A 24,524-nucleotide genomic window follows, 5' to 3' on the forward strand; every position below is an offset into this window, starting at 1 on the left:
GCTCCGGCACCCGCGACAGCGAGATCCGTCAAAACCTGCCGGGTCTCCCGCTCAGCCTGCCCCCGCCGCCGCGCCACAGCACGGCCGGCAACACCCGGCCGGAGGCCAACTCACGGTGCACCGCCCGGTGGTCATCCCGACTGCCCCATCGAACGCGCTGAGTCGGGTGGTACCGGCAGCGCGGCCCGCCACCGGCACCACCTGGCCCTGTGCGCTCGGAGGGTTACGGCAGTTGCACGAACGGCGACAGGAAGGCGCGCGCTCCCGGAGTGTCCAGCCGGTACGTGACATTAGTGGCGTAGCACGGGCTGTCGCCGGTGATGGTCGTCGCCGCGAGGATGCGCTTACCGCCGATGACGGCGAAGTTGGGTCCGCCCGAATCGCCGTAGCAGGCACCGCCGTTGCCCTGCGGCGCGGTCATGGCAAGGTGCACCCAGGAATCGTTGAGGGCGTCGAAGCTCACCGGTGCCTTCATCCGGACACCGCCACCCGGGTGGGTCTGGCCGCCCGGTCCGTTCACGGCCTCCTGGGTGCCGTATCCCGCGACAACCCAGTCGGTGGAGTTGAGCTTCTGCGGTCCGAGCGCCCCGATCTGGTTGGCGGTCGGCAACGCGGCCGGTGTGAAGGACCAGCGTGACCTCATCTTCGCGGCGGGGACTTCGACGACCGAGATGTCGTGCGTGTCGGCGGCGGGGCCCGGGTAGCCGGGGTGGCTGTGGGCCGTGCCCTGGACGGCGACGGCTCTCGCCTGGGCGGCGGGGTCACCAGGGTACTTCTTCGCGGCGGCGTCCAGTCCGGCCTGGACGTCCTGGTCGAGAGAGACGTAGAACCGTACGTTGTCCGGCCAGTCCGTGGTGCAGTGAGCGGCCGTCAGGAAGGTGTCCGCGTCGATCATCGTGCCGGAACAGACCCAGTCGACGCGGTCCGGGGTATCCGGATCGCCGTCGTTGTCCCAGGTGGCCACGAGGGCGCCGACCTCGGTGCGTTCGGGGGCCGGGACCGCGTTGTAGGAGCTGATCGCGGACGAGGGCGACGCAATGGCGAGCACGGTGGCGCAGGCGGCCGCGGTGATGGTGGTGGCGCGTATGGCGGTCAAGAAGAACCCCTTCGCTTGGGTATGGATCGGGTGTTCCTCCTGTGGGGGTGGGTGCATTGAAGCGCCTGTGATCGTCTGCGGCAAGACCACGAGCCCGGCCACAAAGCCGACTGGCCAGGCTCACCCAGCGCCAACTCGCGGACCTGCTCGGCTTCGAGCAACGACCGCAGCGCCGCTTCGGTGTGGCCGGTCTCCATCTCGGTGCGGGACCTGATCACCTCATCCTCAGCGCCGGGCCGGTATCCAGTTCCATCTCCGTGGGGCCGACGAGTCGGCCGTCGATCAGGGACACAAGCGGATGACCGCGGCGCTGCGACCCTGCGACCCGTTCCTCCTCCCCGAGGATCAGCCGGTCCTCGGCCCGGGGTGGGGGCCGGCGAGTCCCAGTGCCACACGGTCGTGCCGCCGTCGAAGGTCATGTCCAGGTTCATTGTCCGCTTGAGCGCGGAGGTGTCCACGACCATGCCGTTCTCGTCGTAGCGGTCCCCGTCGCGGGTGTAGACCGTGGTGAGCAGGGGCGCCGCGATCTGTACGCCGTCGATGCGCTTGACCCGGCGGTCCGAGTGGCCCCAGTAGCAGCCTGCTATGGAATGACGATTCCGCGTTGCCGCGCTGCGCGGCGAGGCGGCAGCCCGGGCAGAGCGGCCCGAGTGGGGTCCTGGCCGGCAGGCGCGGCTCGGCTGTGCAGCCCCGCGGCGGAGGCGACGTAGTCCCGGGCCGTGAGCAGGCCGACCAGTCGTCCGTGCGAATCCGTGACCGGCAGGGCGTCGAGATGCTCGTCCGTCATCACGGCTGCCGCGCGCACAACCGAGCCCTCGGGGTGAACCGTCACGGTCCGGCGGGCGTGCACGAGATCGCGCACCCTGCGACCGGACAGCGTCGTAGCGGCGGCCGCGCAGACCACGGCGAGTTCAGCACGGTCCAGGAGTCCGGCGCAGCAGCCGTCCTCGCGGACCACGGGGAGCTGACGCTGCTCGGACCTCTCCATGACCTCCCAGGCCATCAGCACGCTCTCGTCCTCGCTGACCGAGTACGGGGCGGCATCCATCAGACTCCGCACCGTGGATTGCTCGTTCACGGTCGCCTCCTTGTGCTGGGCTCCCGTCGGCCCGCGTGACCACGGCTCGACGCGCTGCTCAGTCGTCGTTGCCAGGCGGTGCGAGTGGTGTGCCCGGTGTCTTTCACGCTCACCCGACAGGCGTCCTCTGTCATGGGGCCGCATGGCCTCGCCGCGGGCCGGTGGCCCCACGGCCGGCCGTGGATACAGGGCCGCTCGGCCCGGCACTGCACCCGGTCAGCCCCTGGCTGCCCCGGTGACCGGCCGCACGCTCAAGACCCAGCGTCATGAAGGAGACTTCGCGATGACCGGCATCCACGAGGCTCCCGTGCAGGCCCTACTGACCGACGGCGCCACCGTACGGATACGGCGGGCGGGCCCGGCCGACCGTGAAGACGTTCTGCGGCTGTACGAGGAGATGCCGCGGAGAACATACGGCTCCGGTTCTTCTCCGTCAGTCCGGCCTCCGCCCGGCAGGCGGCCGACCGGGTGGCCGCGGGGAAGCGACCCGAATAGCCGTCGACGCCACCTTCGCGGGGTCGTACGCAGAGCGGACCATGACGCCACTCCTGGGCTTCGCGGTATCGGTCCCCCGGCCTGGAAGGGCGGCGGGGCGCCGGGGAGGTTCCTCGATCCCGCAGGGCGGGCAAACGGCCTCCGAGCGCCGAGGTCGTGTCGGCTCCCCCGTCGAACGCGGTTGCCGGCCGCGAGGACGGCCGCGCTGCCGTTCCCCGCCGTGCACGGTTACTGTGGCAGAGAACCCCAACAGTCCGTACCAGCACTGGAGGGGAAATGGCGGGACGGGGCCGGGCGGAGCCCCGTGTACGGCTGCCTCAGCTCAAGCTCGACGAGCTGCTGGAGGAGCTGCAGGCCCGGATCAACACGGCCCGGAACACGCGGGATCGGGTGCACAGTCTCCTGGAGGCAGTGCTCTCCGTCGGTCGGGAACTGGACGTCGAACAGGCACTGCGCTCCATCGTGGAGGCTGCCGCCGTTCTGGTCGACGCCGAATACGCCGCCCTGGGGGTCATCGGCCCCGACGGCACCTCTCTGTCGGCCTTCCACACCGTCGGTGTGACCGACGAGCAGATCGCCGCTATCGGCCACTCGCCAGAGGGCCACGGCATCCTCGGTGAGGTGATCCGGAACCCGGAGCCGCTCCGGCTGGAGAAGATCTCCCAGCACCCGGCCTCCTACGGCTTTCCGGCCCACCATCCGCCGATGAACAGCTTCCTGGGCGTGCCGATCCGGGTGCGTGATCTTGTCTTCGGCAATCTGTACCTGACCGAGAAGCGCGGCGGGGTGCAGTTCGACGAGGAGGACGAGTCGTTGCTGGCCACGCTGGCCGTGGCGGCCGGCGTGGCCATCGACAACGCCCGGCTGTACGAGGAGTCTCGGCTGCGCGAGCGCTGGCTGCTGGCGAACGCCGAGATCACCCACAGCCTGATGTCTGCCAGCGCACGCACCGAGGCGCTCAGACTGATCGCCGAGCGGGCCCGCGAGATCACGGCGTCGGGCCTGGCCGCGGTGGCGATGCCCATGGCGGACACCGAGTCCCTCACCGTGGAGATCGCCGTGGGTATGGACGCGGAGGCGCACCGCGGGCTCGTACTACCCCTGTCCGGGACCTTGATGGGCCTCGCCTTCTCGGCTGCCGCCCCGGTCGCCAGCGACGACGTGGAGCAGGACGAGCGGATCTCTCCCGAGCCGCCGCGCTTCCAGGGCCTGGGTCCGGCCGCGGCCGTCCCCATCGGCACCGGGGAAGGGAGAGGCGGCGTCCGAGGTGTGGTGCTGGTGGCCCGCGAGGCCGGCCAGCCGGTGTTCTCGGGCAAGGAGACCGAGAGGCTGCAGGGCTTCGCCGCGCAGGCCGCGATCGCGATGGAACTGGCCGAGCGCCGCAAGGACGCCGAGCAGATCGCCCTGCTGCAAGACCGCGACCGGATCGCCCGGGACCTGCACGATCTAGCCATCCAACGGCTCTTCGCCACCGGCATGACCCTGCAGAGCGCGGGCCGCTTCATCGAACACCCGGAGGCCGCCGACCGCGTGCTGAGGGCCGTGGACGACCTCGACGAGACCATCAAGATCATCAGGTCGGCCATCTTCGGGCTGCGGGCCCGCACGGGCCGCGCTGACGACGGGCTGCGGGCCCGGGTCGTGCGCGTGGTGGGCGAGGAAGCCCCAGCGCTGGGATTCGCGCCCAGCGTGCGCATGGAAGGCCTGGTTGACACCGATGTGCCGCGCGAGATCGCAGACCACATCGTGGCCGTCCTCTCCGAGGCGCTCACCGACATCGCATGCCACGCCCACGCCGACCGGGCACAGGTCGTGCTGGCGACCGACGGCCAGGAGGTGTCCTTGACGGTCTCGGACAACGGCGTGGGCATCGCACCCGACGGTCGGCGCAGCGGGCTACACAACATCGCCGAGCGGGCGGAACATCTGGGCGGGCACCTCGACGTGTCCGGCTCCGACGGGGGCGGTGCCACACTGCACTGGCGGGTCCCCCTCCCCGTCGCGTAGGCGGCGGAACACTTTGGGAGCGGGCGCGGGTCCGGGCGAGGGAACTCAAGGCATCGACGAGCCGGTCGCAGGGCCCCTGTGACGGGCCACTCGACGCATTCTCCGGGACGGCTCGTCGGCGCAGCCTGTAGGTGTCGTAGAACGGCACCCACCCAGCGGGACGGGGGCGAGGCCGCAGGTGGCTCCGACCGGCGCCCTGGTCGCTCCGCCGGTCGGCGCGACGGTCTGGGCCGGAGGCCGGCTGATCCACACGCGGTTCCTGCGGCGGCGCCTGGACGCCTGGGATGAGGAGTGGTTGCAGATCGGCCCCCAGCGGCGAACCTGGGCGGGGGCAGGCGGTGATCATCGCCGCCGACTCCGTCCCCCAACGCCCGCGGCCGGTCCCACTCAATCGTCAAGGCTTCCTGAGGCCGAGTCGAAGACCCGGCCCAACGGCCAGGAGGGTCAAGCAAATCGGATGCGGAGGAAGCGGGTCATTCGGCGTCGCCGACGGTGAGACGGCAGTCCACGCCCACGACCCCTTCGACACCCCGGACCATGCGCGTGGCCAGCGGAATTCGAGCGGACTCCGCGACGCGTCCGGTCAGGGTCGCGACGCCGTCGGTCACCATGACGTGCACAGGCTCGATCGGGGCCGGGAAGAGGACGTCGACGACGTCACGGCGGATCTCGTCGGCGAGTTCGTTGTCCGGGCGCAGGAACACCTTCAGCAGATCGCCACGGCTGACCACGCCTTCGAGCACACCCCCGGTGCTCACCACGGGCAGCCGTTTGACGTGCCGCAGGGCCATGATGCGTGCCGCCTCGGCGAGCGTGGCGTCCGTGTGGACGGTGACGGCCGGCGTGCTCATCAGCTCCTCGGCGGAGACCGCCCCGGCCTTGGCGAGGTCGGTCAGCCGGCGCAACTGGGTGAACCGGTCGGGGTCGCTGTCCCGGAATTCCTCCTTGGGCAGTAGGTCGGCCTCGGAGACCACCCCGATCACCCGGCCGTCGCCCTCCAGTACCGGAAGGGCACTGACCTTCCACTGCTCCATGCGCTCGACGATGTCCTTGAACAGAGCCTTGCGGCCCACCGCTACGACGGCGCGCGTCATCACGTCACCAACCCGGTGCGGGCTGCTGTGCATGCTCTCCTCCTCGAATTCCTCGGCAGGGCCGAGCACCTGTGTGATCACGCCAGGCCTCCGCTGCCGAAGGGGGCGTAGAGGTCGAGCAGCCGAATGCGCGAGGCATGCAGCCGCTGTGCGACCACACGTCCCACCCACACCGCTATGGCTCGGCCGAACTCGGCGTCCTCCGCGCATGTCGCGCGCACCGCCTCGGCGTCGAACTCCCAGGCCCGCGCCGGGCTCATCGCCTCGGCACCCAGGTGCCAGGTGTACGGCGGAAAGTGCCAGGACCAGCCGACCAGTTCGCCGTGTCCCAGCGTCTCGATGACGGCGGGGCGGCGGCCGGGCACGTGCAGGTCGAGGGCGATGGTGCCGGTACGCACGATCCAAAAACGATCGGCGAGGCGGCCCTCCTCGAACAGGCGGGTGCCGACGTCGAAGGAGACCTCATGAGCGAGGCGCACCAGCCGTTCGCGGTGTACGGGCTCAAGAGCCGTGATCATGGTGGTGGCGGAGGTCATCGCACCGGCTCCCTTCATGGGCTGTTGATCCCAGCGTGCGCGCCTTTGGGCCCCGGCACCACGGGCCGCCCGGACCCGGCCGGGGGCCCTTCGGCTCATGCGCGGTCCGCCACCTCCGCACGCTGGAGGCAACCGCAGTGGAGGAAGGACACCAGACGCGGTGGCCCGGCCTGCCATCGACCGGGTCCCGCCGCAGCTCCGTGGAAGCTCTCAGTGGGGCAGGGGCCGTCCCGACGGCGTCCGCAGCTCCTGAGGCGCGGGCTCGCGGGCTCGTGCGGAGACTGGGGCGCCTGTCCACCCGCATCCGTCGCGTGATCGTCGCCCCCTCGACGCGGGGGCGAGATGCCGGGTCTTCCGGTCCCGCCTGTACGACAGCTCGCCCCACCTCCCGAGTTGAGGGTTCCGGTGCCAACGTGGCGCCGCGGTGTTGTCGGGGTCAGGGGCCGCACGACCCCATCGGGGACCGACCGCCCCTCCGCAGCGTGGAGGCCGGACGGCCCGTCCGAAGGCCGGGCGGCCCCTGGCCCGTCCCCGGCCTCCCGGCACACCCTGGAAGGAGCCGGACACCCCATCGAGGCCCTCACGGAGTCACCATGTACGGCACCCCGCACATCGTCAGCGATGTCATGACCCACACGGTTGCCGCCGTCGGCCCTCGAGCCCCCTTCAAGGAGATCGTGCAGCTGATGCAGGACTGGCAGGTCAGCGCCCTGCCCGTGATCGAGGGCGAAGGCCGGGTAGTGGGTGTGGTCTCCGAGGCCGACCTGCTGCCCAAGGAGGAACTCCGGGACAGCCCCGATGCCAACTATCTCCAGCGGCGTCAGCCCGTCAACGTGGCGAAGGCCGGCGGCCTCACCGCAGGAGAAGTCATGTCCTGCCCCGCCGTCACGGTCCGGACCAGCGCCACCCTCGCCGAGGCCGCGCGCATCATGGCGCGCGAGGGGGTCAAGAGGTTGCCGGTGGTGGACGACGCCGGCCTGCTGGCGGGCGTCGTCAGCCGGGTCGACCTGCTCAAGGTCTTCCTGCGCGGGGACGAGGACATCGCCGAGGAGGTGCGGCGCGAGGTCGCGTCGTACCTCTTCCCGCCGCCGTCGTCGGCGGTGCAGGTGGACGTGCACGACGGTGTCGTGACGCTCACCGGCCGGGTCCGTGACACCGCCCTCGTCCCTGTCGCCGCACGACTGGTCAGGGCCGTCGAAGGGGTGGTGGACGTGGAATTCGACCTCGCGCACGACAGCACGACGCGATAGCCGGAGGGAATGCCGCCACGGGTGACTGGATCCGGTCGGCCCGAGTACAACCGGCACCGACAGATGATCGTCCGGGAGAGTCGGCGGTCTGTCACCGTCCGCAGCACGTGGGGTCGCCAATGACCGAGAACGCACCTTCAGCGAGCAGGACCCGATCCGCGTGTTCCTGCTCGATGACCACGAGGTCGTACGACGCGGCCTGGCCGACCTCCTCTACGCCGCACCGGGCATCTCCGTGGTCGGCGACGCGGACCCCGCCGACCACGCGCTCGCCCGGGCCCCGCCCTGCGCCCGCACGTCGCCGTCCACGACGTGCGCCTGTCCGGCAGCGACGGCATTTCGGTCTGCCGGGAACTGCGCGACCGGATGCCGGAGCCGGCGTGTCCGATGCTGATCTCGTTCGACGACGGGGAAGCCCTGCTGGACGCCGGCATGGCCGGCGCGTCCCGATACGTCCTCAAGCAGATCAAGGGCTCGGACCTGATGTCGGCAGTGCGCACCGTCGCCTTGGGGCCGTCGACTGAACCCGGCGATGACCGCCCGGCTCATGCGATCCCTGCGAACGGACCCGGCCGATGTCCCGTCGTCGCCGCCCGAACCGGCCGGCCTGTCGCCCCGGGAACGGGACATCCTGGCGCTGATCGGTGACGGTCTCAGCACGAATCCGGCCCCCACGGCTGCACACCACGCCAAGGACCACGCTCCCCATGGTCCGATGACGGCGGCCGGGATCAGGCGGTGGTGAGCAGGTTCTTCACCTCGACGACGTCGGCGATCTCCTCGACCTGGGCCACCAGCCGGGCCATCGTCGCCGAGGGCAGCCGCCCGGTCAGCTCCACGATGCCGTCGTGCACGGTCACGTCCACGGTCTCCCGGTCCGCCGGGGGACAGCAGGCTTCGATCGTGGCCTGCACCTCCGTCTGGATGCCGGCATCGTCCCTGATCAGCGCCTGCAGCAGCACGTCACGGCGTACGACGCCCACCAGACGGCCCTTGCGATCGGTGACGGGCATTCGCTTCAACCGGGACAGCGCGGCGAGCCAGGCGGCCTCGGCAACCGTCGCGCCGGGCAGCACCGTGATCGCAGGGCTTGTCATCAGGTCGGCGGCCGTCTCACCACGGGCCTTGCCGTGCATACGGCGCTCACGGAGCCTGCCGATGTGTCCGGGCCGGTGACCGGAGGCCTCGAAGGCGACCTTCGCCAGCAGATCGGACTCCGAGACAACGCCGACCACATGGTCCTCGGCGTCCACGACCGGGAGCGCACCCGCCTGCTCCCGTGCCAGCAAGCGGGCGATGTCGCGATACGGCAGGTCTTCGCGGAGGGAGGCGGCGGGCACGTCCATCACGTCCCGGACCAAAGGCACCCCGGGTTCGGGGAGTGCCGGCCGCGGCGTGGGCGTGGCGGCCGACGGTGCCTGCCCCTCCGTGCCGGGCTGTTCGGCCGCGGTGCCCGCGTGCTTCGTCGCGGCCGTGGCCACGGCACCCAGGTAACGGAGCAGCCTCTCCTGCTGTGCCGTTTCCTCGGGGCTCCAGGGGCTGGAGGGCGCGTCCCGCCGGGCCTCGGCCTCTGCGCGGAAGTTCTCGTGCGCGTTCACGGTGGCCTCCTGACTCCGTGGAGTTGCCTACCGTCCCAGTCTTTCGCTCTCCCTGACCGTGCCAAGAGCCGAACGGCCCTGGTGGAACGGCGTGACGGCCCTATCCGGTGCGGGGCGGACGAGGAACGGTGAAACTGAAGGAGCAGCCGATCGGCAGGAGGCCGCCGATGAGCCTGCGGAACTTCCTGGAGCGGTTTCGTCCGGCTGGCACGCCGGGAGCGTCCGCCACGGGCGTGCCCGCCGACCGTGCGGCGGAGCGTGCCGCGGAACTGGAGCCTGCCCTCACCCAACTGACGGATGTTCAACAGCAGGCGGCACGGATCCGTGCCGCCGCTCAGGAGGCGGCCGAGGCCCTTCGGCGGGACGCCTCGCGCGAAGCCGAACGTCTTGTGGCGGCCGCGCGGGAAAAAGCCCCGGACGTTCGCGGACAGGCCGCTGAACCACTCCTCCGGGAGGCGCAGCGGGAAGCCGACGCCCTGCGCGCCGCCAGCGAGTGCGCGGCCTCGGCGATCCGCGTGCGGGCCGTGGAGCGCATGCCGTACCTCGTGGACCGCGCGGTGGCCGATGCACTGCGTCTGGCAGGCGGGGCGCGAGAGCCATGAGTGCCGGTTGGGTCGCCGGAGCGGTACGGGCGAAAGCCCTCGTCGGCCGGTATCCGGGGGCCAGTGGGGCGCGGGAGATCGCCCGTGGCCGGACGCTCGACGACGCCCTGCGGCGCCTGTCCACGACGCCGTACGCACGATACGCGCGGACAGCGGCGGGCTTGGCGCAGGCGCAGCGGGCGGTGGCCGCCACCCTACTGTGGCATCTGCGGGTTCTGGCCGGATGGCTGCCGCCGGGTGGTGCTCGCCTGCTCGTTCCGCTCGCCGCCGGGTTCGAGATCGCCAACGTGGTCGCCCGGCTGCCCGCACCGGAGGGTCGCCGCGCGGAGGCGCCCGAGCCGTACCGGCTCGGGGCGCTGGAGACTGCCTGGCGAAGTCTGGAGCGTGCCAGGACGCCCGCGGAACTGCGCGCGGCCCTCACCGCCTCACCCTGGGGTGACCCGGGCGGCGACACGCCGTGGGCCCTGCTCACGGGCATGCGGATGGCCGCCGCTCGGCGCACCGCTGTCGCGGTACCGTCCGCGCGCCGCTGGGCCCAGGGACGCGCGCTCCTGCTCGCGGCGCGTGAACTCTTCGTACACCACCGCTCTCTTCCGGAACCCGTGCGGCGCGATGCGGCACGGCTGCTCGGGACGCGGGCGCCGGCCGCCGCCTCATACCAGGAATTCCGTGAGCACCTGCCCTCGGCGGCCGGTTGGGTCCTGGCGGATGTCGACGAGCCGGACGAGCTGTGGCGGGCCGAGGCCCGCTGGTGGCGGACGGTGCAGTCCGACGGGGCGGCGATGCTGCGCGAGGGCCGGTACGGGCCCGGGGTGGTCGTCGGTGCGGTCGCAGTGCTGTCCGTGGACGCCTGGCGGGTGCGGGCGGCGCTGGAATCGGCGGCCCGCAGTGGACGGCCCGGGGAGGCGTTCGATGCCCTGGTCTGAGGCGGTGACGCCGGTCCGGATGCGCCGTGTGGCGGTGGTCGTGCCGCAAGTGGCCCTGCGGGACACGCTCGTGCGTATCGCCGAAGCCGGCTGCGTGGAGCTGGACCGCGCCGAGGAGGCCGCCCCGGGAGCGGCGGCCGTGCGGCTGCAGCGGTTGCGCGGACGGGGGACGACCGCCGAACCCGAGAGCGCCGCTCCAGCTGTTCTGGCAGCCGCCGCGCCCGATCTCGATCTGCTCGAACAGCGGGGCAGCGTCGCTCTGCTGGCGGGCGAGGCCCAGTTGGAGGAGCGTGCTGAAGGCGCCGTACGGCGTGGGGAGGTCGCCGCGCTGGCCGGGTGGTGCCCGGCCGCCGAGGTTCCCCGTGTCGCGGCGCGGCTGGCCGCGGCGGGCGGCGCGCTGCTGCCGCTGCCCTCCCCGCGCGGAACCGATCCCCCGACACTGCTGCGGCGGGGCCGGACCGCCTCCTTCACACCGCTGGTGACGACGTACGGCACGCCCGCCTACGCGGACCTCGACCCCTCGTGGCCGGCGGGCCTCGCCTACGTCGCGATGTTCGGGATCATGTTCGGTGACGTGGGGCACGGGGCGCTGCTGCTGCTCGGCGCGCTCGCGTTGCGCCTCGGGTGGCTCCGGCGGTGGGCCCGGCTGGGCCGGCTGTGGCCGTTCCTGGCGGGCGCGGGAGCGGCCTCCATGCTCGCTGGCGCCGCCTACGGCGAGTTCTTCGGGCCCACCGGGCTGCTGCCGGTGCTGTGGCTGAGCCCGCTGGAGGATCCCACCCGCCTGCTGGCTGCCGCCGTGGTGCTCGGGGCCGGTCTGCTGGCGCTCGCGCACGCCGCCGGCGCGGTGAACCGCGTGCGGGAGGGCGGCTGGGGCACGGGACTGTACGCGGCGTCCGGTTGTGCCGGACTGCTGTTCCATCTGGGGCTCGCTCTGGCCGCGGCGGGCCTGCTCCTGCACCTGCGGGACCCGGCCGTGGCCGGGGGCGCCCTTGCCGTGGCCGGGCTGGCGCTGGTGGCGTCGGGCCTGTTCCGGGCCACGGCGGGCGGCGGCGCGGGACTCGCCGAGACGGCGGTGCGGCTGTTCGACGTCGTCGTGCGCACCGGCACCAACACGTTGTCGTTCGCCAGGCTCGCGGCCTTCGGCCTCACCCATGCCGCGCTCGCAGGTCTGGTGTGGCGCGGCACCACGGCCCTGGCAGGGCGTGGCGCCGCCGGAGTCACGGGCGCCGCCCTGCTGTTCGTCGTGGGCACGGCCGTGTCCTTCGGCCTGGAGGCCCTGGTGGCCGGTGTGCAGGCCCTGCGGCTGGAGTTCTACGAACTCTTCTCCCGGCTCTTCGAGACAGAAGGCCGACCGTTCCGTCCCTGGCACGTTTCCCCGGCGGCATCTGCCGACCCCGCTACGAAGGTGATCCCATGCTCACCTGGCTGATCGTCCTTCCGGTCCTGACCGCGGTGCTCGGCGCCGCCCGGCTGCTGCGGCGGCGCCGGACCAAACACGCCTTCCGCTGGCTGCTGGCCACGAACCTCGCCCTGCTGGGCGGCGCCTTCGCCGTCCTCGCCACGGCACTGGCGGGCCCCGCGCAGGCCTCGGCGCAGGCCGCCGCGCCCGGCGGAGTCAACGGATCCGCCTTGATCGGGGCGGCCATCGCGGTGGCCGGCGCGTCGATAGGAGCCGCGATAGCCGTCGCCTACACGGGAGCCGCGGCGCTGGCCGCGCTGAGCGAGCGACCGGAGATGTTCGGCCGAGCGATGGTCATCGTCGGTCTGGCGGAGGGCATCGCCGTGTACGGGCTGGTGGTCGCGATCCTGTTGATCGCGAAGGCCTGACGATGGGCACCGTGGCCGCCATCGGCGCACGAACCGACGTGTGCGGGCTGGCCCTGGCCGGGGTCGATGTCCTCGTCGCGGAGGAACCGGACGCCGTCCGCGAGGCCTGGCGGACGCTGCCCGGCACGGTCGGCCTGGTGATCCTCACGGCCGAGGCCGCCGAGGTGCTGGGGGACGCGGCGACGGCGCCCCAACCGGCCCGGCCGTTGACGGTGGTGCTGCCGTCATGACCGCGCCCCTGGATGCGCTGGACCCCGTACGCGCCGAGTTGCTGCGCGCGGCACGCGCCTCGGCCGACGCCGTCCTGGACCGTACACGGGCCGACGCGGCTGCAACTGTGCGCGCAGCTCGCGCTACGGCTGAGGCAGTGCTCACGCGGGCCCGGGAACTCGGCGAGGCCGACGGTGCCGCCGAGGCGGCCCGGGAACGGGTTCGGGCGGCACAGGACGCCTGGGCGGTGGAACTCGCGGCCCGCGCCGAGGTCTACACGGCGCTCAGGGCCGCGGTTCGCGCGGGCGTGCGGCGGGCGCTGGCTGCGGATGCGGTTTCGCAGTCGCGCCTGGCGGAGGTGGCACGAGCCCGGTTGGGACCGGAGGCGCGGGTCACGGCCGCCGCGGAGGGCGGAGTGACGGCCGAAACGCCTGGCCGCCGGGTTGATCTGTCGGCGGACGCCCTCGCCGACCGCGCCCTGGACAGGCTGGGTCTCCAGACCGAGACGCTTTGGGGGCCACCGTGACCGCCGTCGGCAACCAGGCGTCGGACTCACCTGGCGTGGACCCGCTTGCGCAGGTCCCGAGCAGTGCTCCGGCAACCGGCCGGGCGGACCGCCCCCGGATCCTCCGCGTCGCCGGTCCCCTCGTGGAGATCACCTGCCCTCCTGCTGTCGCCATGCACGATCTGGTCGTGCTGGGCGACGCCCGGCTGCCGGGCGAGGTCGTCGCCATCCACGGCGACACGGCCACCGTCCAGGCCTACGAGTACACCGGCGGGCTGGCCCCCGGCCATCCCGCGGAACCCCAGGGGCGACCACTGTCGGTGCGGTTGGCCCCTGGTCTCCTCGGCGGTGTGTTCGACGGTCTGCTGCGCCCTCTGGCCGGCACCGGCGACCTTCTCACCACAAGCGGGCCGACGACTGGCGAACCGGACCTCGGTGACTGGTCGTTCACACCACGGGTGTCGGAGGGGACGCGGGTCGCGGCCGGTGACGTCCTCGGGGAGATCGGCGCGAGCGTGCCACTGCGGCTTCTGGTGCCTCCGGACCTGTCGGGCAAGGTGACTCGGATCGCGTCGGCGGGCGAGCACTCCTCGGACGCCGTGCTCGCCGTGGTGGGCGGGCATGAGGTACGGATGGCGCAGGCGTGGCCGGTGCGCAGGCCGCGACCGGTCGCGCGGCGACTGACGGCGGACGTGCCCCTGAACACCGGGCAGCGCGCCGTCGACCTGCTCTTCCCTGTGGCGCGGGGCAGCACGGTCGCCGTGCCCGGTGGCTTCGGCACCGGCAAGACCATGCTGCTCCAGCAGATCGCCAAGTGGTGCGACGCGGATGTGATCGTCTACGTCGGCTGCGGCGAGCGCGGCAACGAGATGGCGGACGTCATGGAGGAGCTGTCGGAGCTGACTGATCCGCGGACCGGGGGCCGTCTGGCGGAGCGGACCGTGACGATCGCGAACACCTCCGACATGCCGATGATGGCGCGTGAGGCGAGTGTGCACACGGGGGCGACGGTTTCGGAGTACTTCCGCGACATGGGCCTCGATGTCGTCCTGATCGCCGACTCGACGTCCCGCTGGGCGGAGGCACTGCGCGAGTTCGCCTCCCGCATGGGTGAACTCCCCGCCGAGGAGGGTTATCCGGCAGGGCTCGCCTCCCAACTGGCCGCGTTCTACGAGCGGGCGGCGGCCGTACGCACACTCGGCGGCGCGAACGGGTCCGTCACGGTGATCGGTGCCGTGTCCCCACCGGGCGGCGACCGCACCGAGCCCGTCACCGCGCACACCGAGCGGTTCGTGCGGTGTCTGTGGAGCCTGGACCGCGATCTCGCCTACGCACGGCACTATCCGGCCGTGTCCTGGTCGGAGTCCTTCTCCCGGGACGCCTCCGGGCTGGCCGCCGCGCACGCGCGGGCCGACGACCCCGAGTGGGCCGAGCGGCGCGGGCGGGTGGCACGGCAGCTGGCGGAGGCGGACCGGCTGGCCGACCTCGTCGAACTGGTCGGCATCACCGCCCTGCCGCCCCGGGAGCGGATCAGTGTGCTCGCCGGACGGCTGCTGCGCGAGGCCGCGGTCCAGCAGAACGCGCTGTCCCCGGCGGACGCCTACAGCACGCCCGAGAAGACCGCGGCCCTGGTGGAGGCGGTGCTGACGGTGATCGACCGCTGTGCGGAGCTGGTGGACTCCGGTACCCCCGTGGATGCCGTCGAGGCGGTCGATTTCACCCCCCTGCTGCGGGCGCGCGAGACGGCCGGCCCGGCGGAGACGGCTCCGGTGACCGCGGCGCGCGACACCGTGCTGGCCCGGCTCAAGGAAGCGGCATGACCGGCCCCCAGTTCATCGAGTACACGGGCGTGCGGGAACTGCGCGGCCCGCTGGTGGTCGTCGAAGGGGTCGGCGGCGTCGGCTGGGACGAGTTCGCCACGATCGTCCTCGACTCCGGTGAACGAAGGCACGGGCTGGTCCTGGAGGTGAACCGCGACCTCGCGGTGGTGCAGGTCCTGGAGGACACCGCCGGCATGAACCGCACCGGCACCCGGGTCGCCTTCTCGGGCACGCCGTTGCGGATCCCGGTGGGCACCGGATGGCTGGGACGGGTGTGCGACGGGCGGGGCGAACCGGCCGACGGCGGGCCGCCGGTGTTCGGCGGGTCGTACGCGGCAGTCGGCGGCGCGCCGATCAATCCGGTACGCCGGGAACCGCCGAACGAACCGGTGCTCACCGGCGTGGGCGCGGTGGACGTGCTCACCACGCTGGTGCGCGGACAGAAACTGCCGGTGTTCTCGGCGGCGGGGCTACCGCACTTGGAACTGGCGGTGCAGATCGCGGCTCAGGCGACCTGTGGGGGTGAGCCGTTCGCGGTCGTGTTCGCCGGCATGGGGCTCACGCACGCAGACACGGCGTTCGTCCGCGAAGGGCTGGCCGCGCGTTCCGCCGCACGGGAACTGGTCCTGTTCCTCAACACCGCCGACGACCCGGTGATCGAGCGGCTGCTCACCCCGCGACTCGCCCTGACCGTCGCCGAACACCTGGCGTTCACGGAGGGCCGCCACGTCCTGGTGGTGATGACGGACATGACGGCCTACTCCGAGGCGCTGCGCGAGGTGTCGGCCGCGCGCGGCGAGATACCGGCCCGGCGGGCCTACCCCGGCTACCTCTACAGCGACCTCGCCTCCCTTTACGAACGCTGCGGCAGGATCAAGGGCCGACCGGGATCGGTCACCATCGTGCCGGTGCTCACCATGCCCGCGGGCGACATCACCCACCCCGTCCCCGATCTCACCGGCTACATCACGGAAGGGCAGATCGTGCTGTCCGCCGATGTCCAAGCCGTCGGCACCTATCCGCCCGTGGATCCGCTGGCCTCGCTGTCACGTCTGATGCGCAAGGGAACCGGAGCTGGACGGACCCGCGCGGACCATCCGGCCGTCGCCGCACAGTTGATCGCCGCTCTGGCCCGGTCCCGGCAGGTGGCGGAGCTCGCCGACCTGATCGGACGGTCGGCGCTCAGCCCGACCGATCTGCGCCACTTGGACCTGGAAGACGCCTTCCGGCACCGATTCCTCGCGCAGGGCACCACCGAGGACCGGTCGTTGGACGATTCCCTTGACCGGGCCTGGGAGGTGCTGCTGACCCTGCCGCGCAGCCAGCTCGGCATGCTCCCGGCCGACCTGCTCGGCACCCACACTCCACCGCAGGACGAGGAGGCGCGATGAGCCCGCGGAGGCGCCGGGTTCCAGCGGGACGAGCTGGGCGGCTGCGGCTGCGCCGCAGTCTCGCCACGGCCGTGCGTGGAGCGGACCTGCTGGAACGCAAACTCAGGCTCCTGCTGGACCGGGAGCACACGGCGCGACGGGCAGCCGAGGACGCAAGCCGGGTGTGGCGGAAGAAGCTGGCCGACGCCGAAACCTGGCTGCTGCGGGGGGTACTACTCGGCGGCGAACACGCGCTGGTCCTGACGGCGCCCGAGGACCGGGCGCGCATCGACGTCACATGGGCCACACTGATGGGCGTCAGCCACCCGGCAGAAGTGGACTGGACGGACCCCGTACGCTCCCCGGCGGAACCGACAGCCCCCAACACGGCCCTCGCGCACGCCGAGACGGCCTACCGTGCCGCGGTCCGCGCCGCGGCGAACCTTGCCGCCCACCAAGCGGCCGCCGAACTACTGGCCGCCGAAACCGAACGGACGCGGCAGCGGGTCCGGGCCCTACGCCGGCACTGGATCCCCCGGCTGCAGGACGAACTGGCAGCGATGGAACTGGCGCTGGAGGAGGCCGAACACGAAGAAGCGGTACGACGCCGCTGGGCCTCCACCCGCACGGGCCAATGACACCCCGCGCAAGGCGCGCCGACGGCGGGCCCGTGTGGGGCCCGCCATAAATCGTCGGCCGGTGTCACTTGCCGTGCCGGACCTCCACGTGCTTCGCCTCCGCCTTCTCGGCACCCAGGCCCACGCTGACGGTCAGCATGCCGTCGGCGTAGTCGGCCTTGACGTCGTCCTCGTCCGCACCGGGCGGCAGCGACACGCTGCGGCTCATCGCGCCGTACCGGATCTCGCTGTGATTCTTCGTGACGTCCTTCTCGGTGCGTTCGGCCTGAACCGTCAGCACGCCGTCGCTGATGAAGACGTCGATGTCCTCGGGCGACATGCCCGGAAGCTCCGCCCGCATCACGTAGCGGCCCTCCTCGGTGTAGTCCTCGATCCGGACCGTGTACAGGTCGCCCATCGTGGGCATGGCGAACCGGGCCGGAAGGTTCTCGAACCAGTCAGGGATCTCCGGGAACGCGGGGAACGCGAACCTCTGCTTGCGTGACAGTGCGGTCATCGCCGTACCTCCTGAGCTGTTGCCCCTTCCACGGACACCTCCAGTTCAGCGCGCAGAACTCCCTGGCGCTGAGGCCGAACAGCCCATGCACGGGGGTCTGAGGTCCCTTTCGTCCACCGCGGTCGCGGTCAGACTGAAACCAAGGCACCACGACACCGGCGGCGATCACCATGTCCGACGTCACCACCACCGACCTCTACGAAGTCACCATGGCCATGTCCTATCTCCAGGAGGACATGTGTGCCCCGGCCACCTTCAGCCTCTTCGTCCGCGACCTTCCACCCGGTCGGGGCTTCCTGGTCGCCGCGGGCCTGGAGTCCGCCTTGGACTTCCTGGCCCGCTACCGCATGGAGCAGGAGGACGTCGAAGCGTTCGCGGACGCCCTGCGCCGCCCTGTCCAGGCCCTCGAACCACTCCTCGGCCTCTCCTTCGAGGGCGACGTGCGTGCGATACCGGAGGGCCATGTGGTGTTCGCCGGTGAGCCGTTGCTGGAGGTGACCGCCCCACTGCCGCAGGCACAGCTCGTCGAGACGTACCTGCTGAACCAGCTCTGCCACCAGACGGTGGTGGCGTCCAAGGCGGCGCGCTGCGTACTGGCCGCCGCCGGCAGGCCGGTCGTCGACTTCTCGCTGCGCCGCACGCACGGCCCATGGGCCGGGCTGCAGGCCGCCCGGCTGGGCGCCCTGGTGGGCTTCGCCGGCACGAGCAATGTCGCCGCTGCCGCCTCCCTGGGCATCCCGGCCTCGGGCACCATGGCCCACTCCTACATCGAGGCTTTCCCCAGCGAGGAGGAGGCGTTCCGCGCCTTCGCGCACTGCCACCCCGGTCCGGTCACCTTCCTCGTCGACACCTACGACACCGGGCAGGGCGTGCGCGTCGCCGCCCGGGTCCTCACCGATCTCCGGCGCGGCCCCGGCTGCGCGATCCGCCTGGACAGCGGCGACCTCGACGCACTCTCGCGGCGGGCACGCGCCCTTTTGGACGCCGCCGGGCTGACCGACGTACAGATCGTTGCCAGCGGCGGACTCGACGAGTACGGAGTGGACCGGCTCGTACGCGCCGGTGCCCCGATCGACGTGTACGCGGTGGGCACGCGTGTGGGCGTGGCGGCGGACGCCCCGTATCTGGACGCCGCGTACAAGCTCGTCGAGTACGACGGCCACCCGGTGATGAAGCTGTCCTCGGCGAAAGTCACGGCCCCGGGCCGCAAGCAGGTCTTCCGCCGCGCCGGACGGCCCGACGTCATCGCCCTGGCGCTGGAAGAAGCGCCGGACTCCGCACAGCCGCTGCTGCGCACGGTCATGCGGGGTGGGCGTCGGACGTGGTCGCCGGACCGCTGGCAGGACGCGTGCAGGCGATTCCGCGAGGACATCGCCGGTCTGCCCGGATCGGCACGCCGGATCAAGGACCCCGAACCGGTCCCACCGGTTCGGTCCCGGGCCCTTGAACAGCTGACCGCCTCGGTGCGAGCCGATATCGAAGCCCGTCTGGGCGCGGGGCGTCGCGCCGCGCCCCCGGACACGGCGGTGCCCCACCCCTCCGCGCTCTCGGTCCGCGCGCAGTGACAGGCCCGTGCGGCGGAGGGTCGGCAGGCCCGTCGCAGGGACCAATGGCCCCTGGCAGGTCCCACTTGTCAGGGCCTTCCATGGAATCGGCGGCACCTCTCCGCGCCACCGCAGGGAGGAGGCGAGGGCGATGTCCGCTCCCGCACGGGCGAAGAACAACGACCGGGACGTACCGAGTACCGGCTCCGAAGTGACCGGCGCCTGGAGGCGGGCCCGCGTCGGCGACGAGATCGTCGTACGCGGAACCACAGCCGGGGTCATCGCCCGGGACGGCGAGATTGTCGGTCTCCACCATCCGGACGGCAGGCCGCCCTACGACGTGCGCTGGGCCGACAGCGGACGGGTGACTCTGTACTTCCCTGGCCCTGATGCGTACATCAGGCATTTGGTGACCGGAGGCGACCATGTCCCGGCCCGGTGACCGCCGGCCGATCGTGGTGGGCGTCGATCCTGATCCGGCCCACCGGATGGCAGTGGCCTGGGCCGCCGACGAAGCCGCCCGCCGACGGCTGCCGTTGCGCCCGGTCCACGCCGAGGGCGTGCCAACCAGGGGCTACCGGAGGCGGGACGTCCTGCCGTCGTGGGAGGAATGGAACGAGGCGCTGCACAAGGCCGGGAAGCAGGTGCTCGAGGAGGCCACGGACTACGTCGTGGCCCGGCACCCGCAGCTCGAGGTGGACGCCCTGCTCGCGGAGGGCGACCCGGTGTGGGTGCTGCGCGAGCAGAGCCGCGACGCCACCGCCGTCGTGCTGGGATCACGGCACCTGGGCCGGAGGCAGGAGGTGTTCGGCTCCGCGTCGGTCGCCCTCCCGGTGATGGCCCACACGCACTGTCCTCTGGTGGTCGTCCCCGAGCCGGAACACATCACCCAGGACCCCGCGTACTACGTCGTCGGCGTCGACGGCAGCGAACACTCCGCTGCCGCGGTCGATATGGCGTTCGAGGAGGCGGCCTTGCGCGGCGCCCAGCTGCGGGCCGTTTTCGCCTGGGAGCCGGGGCCGCTCAGGATCTTCGACAAGTACGAGCCGCAGCAGGAGTGCCGCCGGTTGCTCTCCGAGATCGTGGCGGGCCGCCACGCCCGCTTCCCCGAGGTGGACCTGCGCCACGAAGTGGTCGTCGGGCATCCCGTCCAGGTGCTCACGGATGCCTCGGCGCATGCTCTGGGCCTGGTGGTGGGGACCCGAGGCCGGGGAGGCTTCGCCGGCCTGCTGCTGGGCTCGGTCAGCCAAGGCGTGCTGCACCACGCCGGCTGCCCTGTCATCGCCGTCCCGACACGCGGGTAAGCGGCCGGGCCGTCACGAAGGGAGACCACCGTGACCGCAGAACCTCCCGACGTGAACACCGTCGAGGCGCTCGTCGCGGACGCCGCCGCGGCGCCCTCGCTGCACAACGCGCAGCCCTGGGCCTTCCGCTATCTGCGGGACACTGGCGTCCTGCGTCTGTACGCCGATCTGGAGCGCGCGCTCCCGCGAACAGACCCCATGAATCGCGGCCTGCGCATGGGGTGCGGCGCCGCGCTCCTCAACCTGCGTGTGGCCGCCGCCGCGGCAGGGCTGGCGCCAGTCGTCCGGTTGCTGCCCGACCCGGCCCACCAGGACTTCCTCGCCGAGGTGGATCTGTGCGGCACCGGACCACCCGACGGGGCGCTCGCCGGGCTGGGCCCTGCGATCCGTCGCCGTCACTCCAGCCGCCTTCCCTTCCGTGACGAAGCACTCCCGGCCGCCGTGCGGGAGGGGCTGTACGAAGCGGCCCGCGCCGAGGGCGCGCAGCTGGCGTTCCCCGGTGCCTGGCACGTGCGGTCGATCGTCGAGTTGGTGCGGGACGCCGAGGGCAGGGAGGCACTCGACCCGGAAGTGCGCGGGGAGACGGCGCGGTGGACGCACACGGAGCCGGCAGGTACCGCTGGGGCGGCCGATGGCATTCCCGGCGAGGCGTTCGGTCCTCGGCAACGCAGTGCCTCAGCCCCTGTGCGTGACTTCGCCGCCGGCCGGCCGATGCCCGGGCGCGGCTGGGCACCCTTCGAGAAGAACCCGACCATCGCCCTGCTGGGTACGGCCCACGACGAGCCGGTGGACTGGCTCCGTGCCGGTCAGGCGCTGGAGCGGGTCCTGCTGCGGGCCACCACGGACGGACTCGTCTCCTCGGTCACTTCCCAGCCCCTGGAATGGCCGGAGCTCCGGTGGGCCGTCCGCGATCCCGTCTCGGCCATGGCGCACGTCCAGATGGTGATCCGGCTCGGCTACGGCCCCGAAGGTCACACGAGCCCACGGCGGCCGGTGGCCGATCTGCTCGACGTCCTCTGACGGACCCATCGGAGCATGAGGAGTAGTCGCATGAAGGTTTCCGAGGTGATGACTGCTCCGGCGGTGTGCGTACCGCCGCACGTCTCCCTGGTCGAGGTGTCCCGACGGATGGCCGAGTGCGCCGTCGGATCTGTCCTCGTGGTCAAGGACGGAGCACTGCACGGCATAGTCACCGACCGCGACCTGGCCGTACGGGGCATGGGCGGCGGCCTGGGCACGGAGGCCCGAGTGGAGGCGGTCATGTCACCACGCGTCGTCACGATCGAAGCAGCCGACGACCTCCAGTTGGCCTACCGGTCCTTCCGTCGCGCGGGGGTCCGCCGGCTTCCGGTGCTGGATGCGGGCCGGGTGGTCGGCGTGCTGACGATCGACGACCTGTTTCTCGAGGTCTTCCGGCGGCTCGCCGACCTGCTGGGTCCGGTCGCCTGGAGCGTCCTGCAGGAGCCACCCGGCCCTCCCTCGGAAACTGCGTCCCCGCATGAGCCCTGACTCGCGGATCTCCGCGAGGCGGCCGACCGACAGGCCTCACGGCGCGAGCGTCGCCCCAGGACCGGCATGCGACGCAGCCCGTCACACCGACGGCACGACGTACCACTCATCGACCGGCAGCCCAAGCCGCAGGAGCCCCATCGTCAGCGCGCGGACCGCCAAGGACGTACGGACTCACTGCTTCTGGCAGCGCACGGTCACGACCGGACAGCCCGCATGCTGCGACAGGGCGAGCCGTCGAGGCCCACGGTGCCGACTGGTTGCATGGCGGCGGCCTCCGTCTCGTAAGAAGCTGGAGGGGACGGTGAACGAGTCCGACCGAGTGTGCGGTCGGGACGTCGCCTGCATACCGGGCGCGATGAGTTTCTCCCATTCGAGGATTCCCCGGCCCCGACCGCGGCGCGTGCGGACCCGCGGAGGAGCGATCGGAGCCGTGGAATCCGCCACGAGAGGAGACGGCCGCGGTGAGGATTCCCCTGGTGGTGGGCGTCGACGGATCCAAGGCGAGCCTGGAGGCGGTCGACTGGGCGGCCGACGAGGCTGCCCGGCACGGGATCCCGCTCCATCTCCTGCACGCGGCGGCCGGTGAGCAGGAAGCGTCCGACGTGATCAGCGCTGCCTCAGCGCGTGCCAGGCAGGATGCTCCCGCGGTGCCGTTGTCCAGCGAGGTCTCGCACGAGGACGCGACCTCCGCTCTGGTCGACAAGGGACACAACGCCTTCGCGCTGGTGCTGGGGTCCAGGGGGCACGGAGACCTTTCCGGCATGCTCCTGGGCTCGGTGAGCCTCGCCGTGGCGGCGTATGCCGACTGCCCGGTCGTCGTCGTCCGCGGCAGCCCGGAACATCGCGCCGCCCGGTTCGGGAATGTCGTCGTGGGAGTCGAGGACGGGGAGGGCAGCGGCACGGCGGTGGACTTCGCGTTGCGCGAGGCCCATGTGCGGGGCTGTCGACTTGTGGCGGTACACGCCTGGAGCGCACCGTCCGGTGCCTGTACGACACCGCAGGCCCCGTCGTGGTTCCTGGAAGCCCACCGGCGTCCGCCGGCGCAGGTGCTCGATGACGCCCTGCGCCGCCCTGCCGAAAGGTATCGGGACGCCACGGTGAGCCGGCAATTGATGGAGAAACCGGCGCGCCCGGCCCTGTTGGAGGCCGCGTCGACGGCGGATCTGCTGGTCGTGGGCGCCCGGCGGCGACTTGGGCATTCGGGCTTGCAGCTGGGCCTGATCAATCACGCGCTGCTGCATCACGCGCCGTGTCCCGTCGCCGTCGTGCCGCACAGGTGATCGCCACGGGACGAGAGACGGACCGTCACCGGCCTCCTCGGGCCGATCGCCGGTCCCAGCAGGGACTCCCGGCTCTGTGAGGGCAGACCGCTGTCGTTCCATGGTGAGACGACCAGGGGGCCGACCACCGACCTGCTGGAGGCCGCCCACCTGTTTCCGACTCACCCCGCCCGTCCGCCGTCTCACCTCAAGCGCGGCTGCGATCGCGCAGTTCAGCAGGCCACAGGCACGGTGGCAAGGACAGAGCGATGACGCGCACAGGACAGGTAGAGCGTATGTCTTCACCCCTTCGAGGACGACGACGGAACAACGAAGGCACACGTGGTGCCGGACACGGGCACCACGGCCCTCACCGGCCACGGAAGCGCGCACCGCAGTCCGGCAGACCGAACCTGCCGGAGACAGGCGACGAGCTGGCGGCGGGGACGAGTCGGCGGCGGGCAGGGCCATGCACGACCTCGCCCACCAACTGTTGAACGCCGCCGAACGCGACATCCAGGGCATGGCGGTGCCCCGGCACAGCAGCCCTCGGACTGCTGAACGGCTTGTGTGAACCGGGACGGATCTGCGCAACGACACACCTCGACGGACTCGACGTTCCCTGCTCAGGTGCCGGTGGGTGCGTCCCCGGGGCCGTCCGTGCGGTAGGCGAGGTTCCCGGAGACCGACACGACGCCGTCGACGCCACGGCACAACTGCTCGATGACGGGAATCAGACTCCTGTACTCCACGGTGCCGGCGAGGGTGACCCGCCCGTCGCGCACTTCCGCGGTCACGTCCCTCGGATCGAGCCCCAGGGTGCGCCGCAGCAGATCCCCGGTGATCTCGTCGCGGATGGCCTCGTCGCGGCGCAGGAAGATCCGCAGCAGATCAGCACGGCTGATGATGCCCAGGAGCCGGTCCGCCTCGTCCACCACAGGAAGCCGTTTGACGTGCTGGGTCTCCATGAGGCGGGCGGCCTCGACCACCGTCCACTCCGGCCGCGCGCACACCGCGGGAGCGGACATCAGTTCCTCGGCCCGCGAACCCTCGGCCTTGGCCCGCTCCCAGGCCTCCAAGTGCGGGATCGGGGTCCTCCCCGACGGGTCGGCCTGGTCGGTGGTCTTCCGCAGCAGGTCGGCCTCGGACACCACGCCCATCGGCCGGTCCAGCTCGTCCACGACGGGCACGGCGGTGACGTCGTTCTCCTCCAGCAACCTGACGAGCTCCTTGAACGGCGTGTCACGCCGCGCCCGGACGACGTCCTGGGTCATGAGTTCCTCGACCGTTCGGTGGTGCATGGTGCCTCCCGGATACGGGCCGCCCACCTCGCGGACGGGGACCTCTCGCTTCGTGC

At 72.0% G+C, this 24,524-nt stretch carries 25 protein-coding genes and 1 pseudogene; 19 read left to right on the forward strand and 7 right to left on the reverse strand.

All coding sequences use genetic code 11. The features are described 5' to 3' along the window. Window positions 1-223: 223 nt before the first annotated feature. On the reverse strand, window positions 224-1,096 hold the full coding sequence (locus ACFY4A_RS28315) for a trypsin-like serine protease (protein ID WP_390832167.1): 873 nt from the start codon (window positions 1,094-1,096) through the stop codon (window positions 224-226). Between the two features lie 583 nt (window positions 1,097-1,679). Further along, window positions 1,680-2,174, reverse strand: coding sequence for an HPP family protein (locus ACFY4A_RS28320; protein ID WP_390832168.1), 495 nt, complete (start codon window positions 2,172-2,174; stop codon window positions 1,680-1,682). A 771-nt stretch (window positions 2,175-2,945) separates the two neighbouring features. On the opposite strand from ACFY4A_RS28320, the gene ACFY4A_RS28325 reads away from it, so the two are divergent. Continuing rightward, complete coding sequence (locus tag ACFY4A_RS28325; protein WP_390832169.1) at window positions 2,946-4,676, forward strand: GAF domain-containing protein; 1,731 nt, start codon at window positions 2,946-2,948, stop codon at window positions 4,674-4,676. Between the two features lie 473 nt (window positions 4,677-5,149). Here the strand turns inward: ACFY4A_RS28325 and ACFY4A_RS28330 are convergent, their stop codons facing one another. After that, complete coding sequence (locus ACFY4A_RS28330) at window positions 5,150-5,803, reverse strand: CBS domain-containing protein (protein WP_390832212.1); 654 nt, start codon at window positions 5,801-5,803, stop codon at window positions 5,150-5,152. A 44-nt stretch (window positions 5,804-5,847) separates the two neighbouring features. Next, on the reverse strand, window positions 5,848-6,306 hold the full coding sequence (locus ACFY4A_RS28335) for a Crp/Fnr family transcriptional regulator (protein WP_390832170.1): 459 nt from the start codon (window positions 6,304-6,306) through the stop codon (window positions 5,848-5,850). 593 nt (window positions 6,307-6,899) lie between these two features. Between ACFY4A_RS28335 and ACFY4A_RS28340 the strand changes: the two genes are divergently transcribed. Beyond that, window positions 6,900-7,556: a CBS domain-containing protein gene (locus ACFY4A_RS28340; protein ID WP_390832171.1), complete on the forward strand. Its 657-nt coding sequence runs from the start codon at window positions 6,900-6,902 to the stop codon at window positions 7,554-7,556. Window positions 7,557-7,644: 88 nt separating this feature from the next. Further along, window positions 7,645-8,214, forward strand: a pseudogene (locus tag ACFY4A_RS28345) (response regulator); the annotation flags it as partial. Window positions 8,215-8,287: 73 nt separating this feature from the next. Here the strand turns inward: ACFY4A_RS28345 and ACFY4A_RS28350 are convergent. Beyond that, window positions 8,288-9,154: a CBS domain-containing protein gene (locus ACFY4A_RS28350; RefSeq protein ID WP_390832172.1), complete on the reverse strand. Its 867-nt coding sequence runs from the start codon at window positions 9,152-9,154 to the stop codon at window positions 8,288-8,290. 128 nt (window positions 9,155-9,282) lie between these two features. Here ACFY4A_RS28350 and ACFY4A_RS28355 point away from each other — a divergent pair, with 128 nt between their 5' ends. From ACFY4A_RS28355 to ACFY4A_RS28395, 9 genes are all read left to right on the forward strand, one after another. Beyond that, window positions 9,283-9,756: a hypothetical protein gene (locus tag ACFY4A_RS28355; RefSeq protein ID WP_390832173.1), complete on the forward strand. Its 474-nt coding sequence runs from the start codon at window positions 9,283-9,285 to the stop codon at window positions 9,754-9,756. Continuing rightward, a complete protein-coding gene (locus tag ACFY4A_RS28360) occupies window positions 9,753-10,682 on the forward strand; it encodes a hypothetical protein (RefSeq protein WP_390832174.1) in 930 nt (309 codons plus the stop codon). The genes ACFY4A_RS28355 and ACFY4A_RS28360 overlap by 4 nt, the downstream gene beginning before the upstream one ends. Beyond that, window positions 10,669-12,111, forward strand: coding sequence for a V-type ATPase 116kDa subunit family protein (locus tag ACFY4A_RS28365; RefSeq protein ID WP_390832175.1), 1,443 nt, complete (start codon window positions 10,669-10,671; stop codon window positions 12,109-12,111). The genes ACFY4A_RS28360 and ACFY4A_RS28365 overlap by 14 nt, the downstream gene beginning before the upstream one ends. Then, complete coding sequence (locus ACFY4A_RS28370; RefSeq protein WP_390832176.1) at window positions 12,096-12,509, forward strand: ATP synthase subunit C; 414 nt, start codon at window positions 12,096-12,098, stop codon at window positions 12,507-12,509. The genes ACFY4A_RS28365 and ACFY4A_RS28370 overlap by 16 nt, the downstream gene beginning before the upstream one ends. A 2-nt stretch (window positions 12,510-12,511) precedes the next feature. Beyond that, window positions 12,512-12,739 carry a V-type ATP synthase subunit F gene (locus ACFY4A_RS28375; protein ID WP_390832177.1) on the forward strand — a complete coding sequence of 76 codons (228 nt, stop codon included), beginning with the start codon at window positions 12,512-12,514 and terminating at the stop codon, window positions 12,737-12,739. Beyond that, entirely contained in the window at window positions 12,736-13,245 is a 510-nt protein-coding gene (locus ACFY4A_RS28380; protein WP_390832178.1) for a hypothetical protein, read from the forward strand. Before ACFY4A_RS28375 ends, ACFY4A_RS28380 begins: the two co-directional genes overlap by 4 nt. A 152-nt stretch (window positions 13,246-13,397) precedes the next feature. After that, window positions 13,398-15,044 (forward strand): V-type ATP synthase subunit A, encoded by a 1,647-nt coding sequence (locus ACFY4A_RS28385; RefSeq protein ID WP_390832179.1) that lies wholly within the window; start codon window positions 13,398-13,400, stop codon window positions 15,042-15,044. After that, on the forward strand, window positions 15,041-16,435 hold the full coding sequence (locus ACFY4A_RS28390; protein WP_390832180.1) for a V-type ATP synthase subunit B: 1,395 nt from the start codon (window positions 15,041-15,043) through the stop codon (window positions 16,433-16,435). The genes ACFY4A_RS28385 and ACFY4A_RS28390 overlap by 4 nt, the downstream gene beginning before the upstream one ends. Beyond that, the gene (locus ACFY4A_RS28395) at window positions 16,432-17,052 is read left to right on the forward strand and encodes a V-type ATP synthase subunit D (RefSeq protein ID WP_390832181.1); all 621 of its coding nucleotides are present in this window, start codon (window positions 16,432-16,434) and stop codon (window positions 17,050-17,052) included. The genes ACFY4A_RS28390 and ACFY4A_RS28395 overlap by 4 nt, the downstream gene beginning before the upstream one ends. Window positions 17,053-17,116: 64 nt before the next feature. On the opposite strand, the gene ACFY4A_RS28400 is transcribed toward ACFY4A_RS28395, so the two are convergent. Next, window positions 17,117-17,548: an Hsp20/alpha crystallin family protein gene (locus ACFY4A_RS28400; RefSeq protein ID WP_390832182.1), complete on the reverse strand. Its 432-nt coding sequence runs from the start codon at window positions 17,546-17,548 to the stop codon at window positions 17,117-17,119. Between the two features lie 170 nt (window positions 17,549-17,718). Between ACFY4A_RS28400 and ACFY4A_RS28405 the strand changes: the two genes are divergently transcribed. The 7 genes from ACFY4A_RS28405 to ACFY4A_RS28435 all read left to right on the forward strand — a co-directional run bounded on the left by ACFY4A_RS28405 (window position 17,719) and on the right by ACFY4A_RS28435 (window position 23,741). Then, a complete protein-coding gene (locus tag ACFY4A_RS28405; RefSeq protein WP_390832183.1) occupies window positions 17,719-19,113 on the forward strand; it encodes a nicotinate phosphoribosyltransferase in 1,395 nt (464 codons plus the stop codon). 130 nt (window positions 19,114-19,243) lie between these two features. Next, window positions 19,244-19,534, forward strand: a complete 291-nt coding sequence (locus tag ACFY4A_RS28410; RefSeq protein WP_390832184.1) for a DUF1918 domain-containing protein — start codon at window positions 19,244-19,246, stop codon at window positions 19,532-19,534. Beyond that, a complete protein-coding gene (locus ACFY4A_RS28415) occupies window positions 19,518-20,396 on the forward strand; it encodes a universal stress protein (RefSeq protein WP_390832185.1) in 879 nt (292 codons plus the stop codon). Before ACFY4A_RS28410 ends, ACFY4A_RS28415 begins: the two co-directional genes overlap by 17 nt. A 30-nt stretch (window positions 20,397-20,426) precedes the next feature. Beyond that, window positions 20,427-21,416 (forward strand): Acg family FMN-binding oxidoreductase, encoded by a 990-nt coding sequence (locus ACFY4A_RS28420; protein WP_390832186.1) that lies wholly within the window; start codon window positions 20,427-20,429, stop codon window positions 21,414-21,416. A 30-nt stretch (window positions 21,417-21,446) separates the two neighbouring features. Continuing rightward, window positions 21,447-21,905 (forward strand): CBS domain-containing protein, encoded by a 459-nt coding sequence (locus tag ACFY4A_RS28425; protein ID WP_390832187.1) that lies wholly within the window; start codon window positions 21,447-21,449, stop codon window positions 21,903-21,905. 464 nt (window positions 21,906-22,369) lie between these two features. Then, window positions 22,370-23,188, forward strand: a complete 819-nt coding sequence (locus ACFY4A_RS28430) for a universal stress protein (protein WP_390832188.1) — start codon at window positions 22,370-22,372, stop codon at window positions 23,186-23,188. 100 nt (window positions 23,189-23,288) lie between these two features. Further along, window positions 23,289-23,741 carry a dsRBD fold-containing protein gene (locus ACFY4A_RS28435; RefSeq protein WP_390832189.1) on the forward strand — a complete coding sequence of 151 codons (453 nt, stop codon included), beginning with the start codon at window positions 23,289-23,291 and terminating at the stop codon, window positions 23,739-23,741. 52 nt (window positions 23,742-23,793) lie between these two features. Here ACFY4A_RS28435 and ACFY4A_RS28440 read toward each other — a convergent pair whose 3' ends face one another. Continuing rightward, entirely contained in the window at window positions 23,794-24,468 is a 675-nt protein-coding gene (locus tag ACFY4A_RS28440; protein WP_390832190.1) for a CBS domain-containing protein, read from the reverse strand. Between the last annotated feature and the right edge of the window lie 56 nt (window positions 24,469-24,524).

The organism is Streptomyces sp. NPDC001292 (assembly GCF_042896465.1).
Lineage (GTDB): Bacteria > Actinomycetota > Actinomycetes > Streptomycetales > Streptomycetaceae > Streptomyces.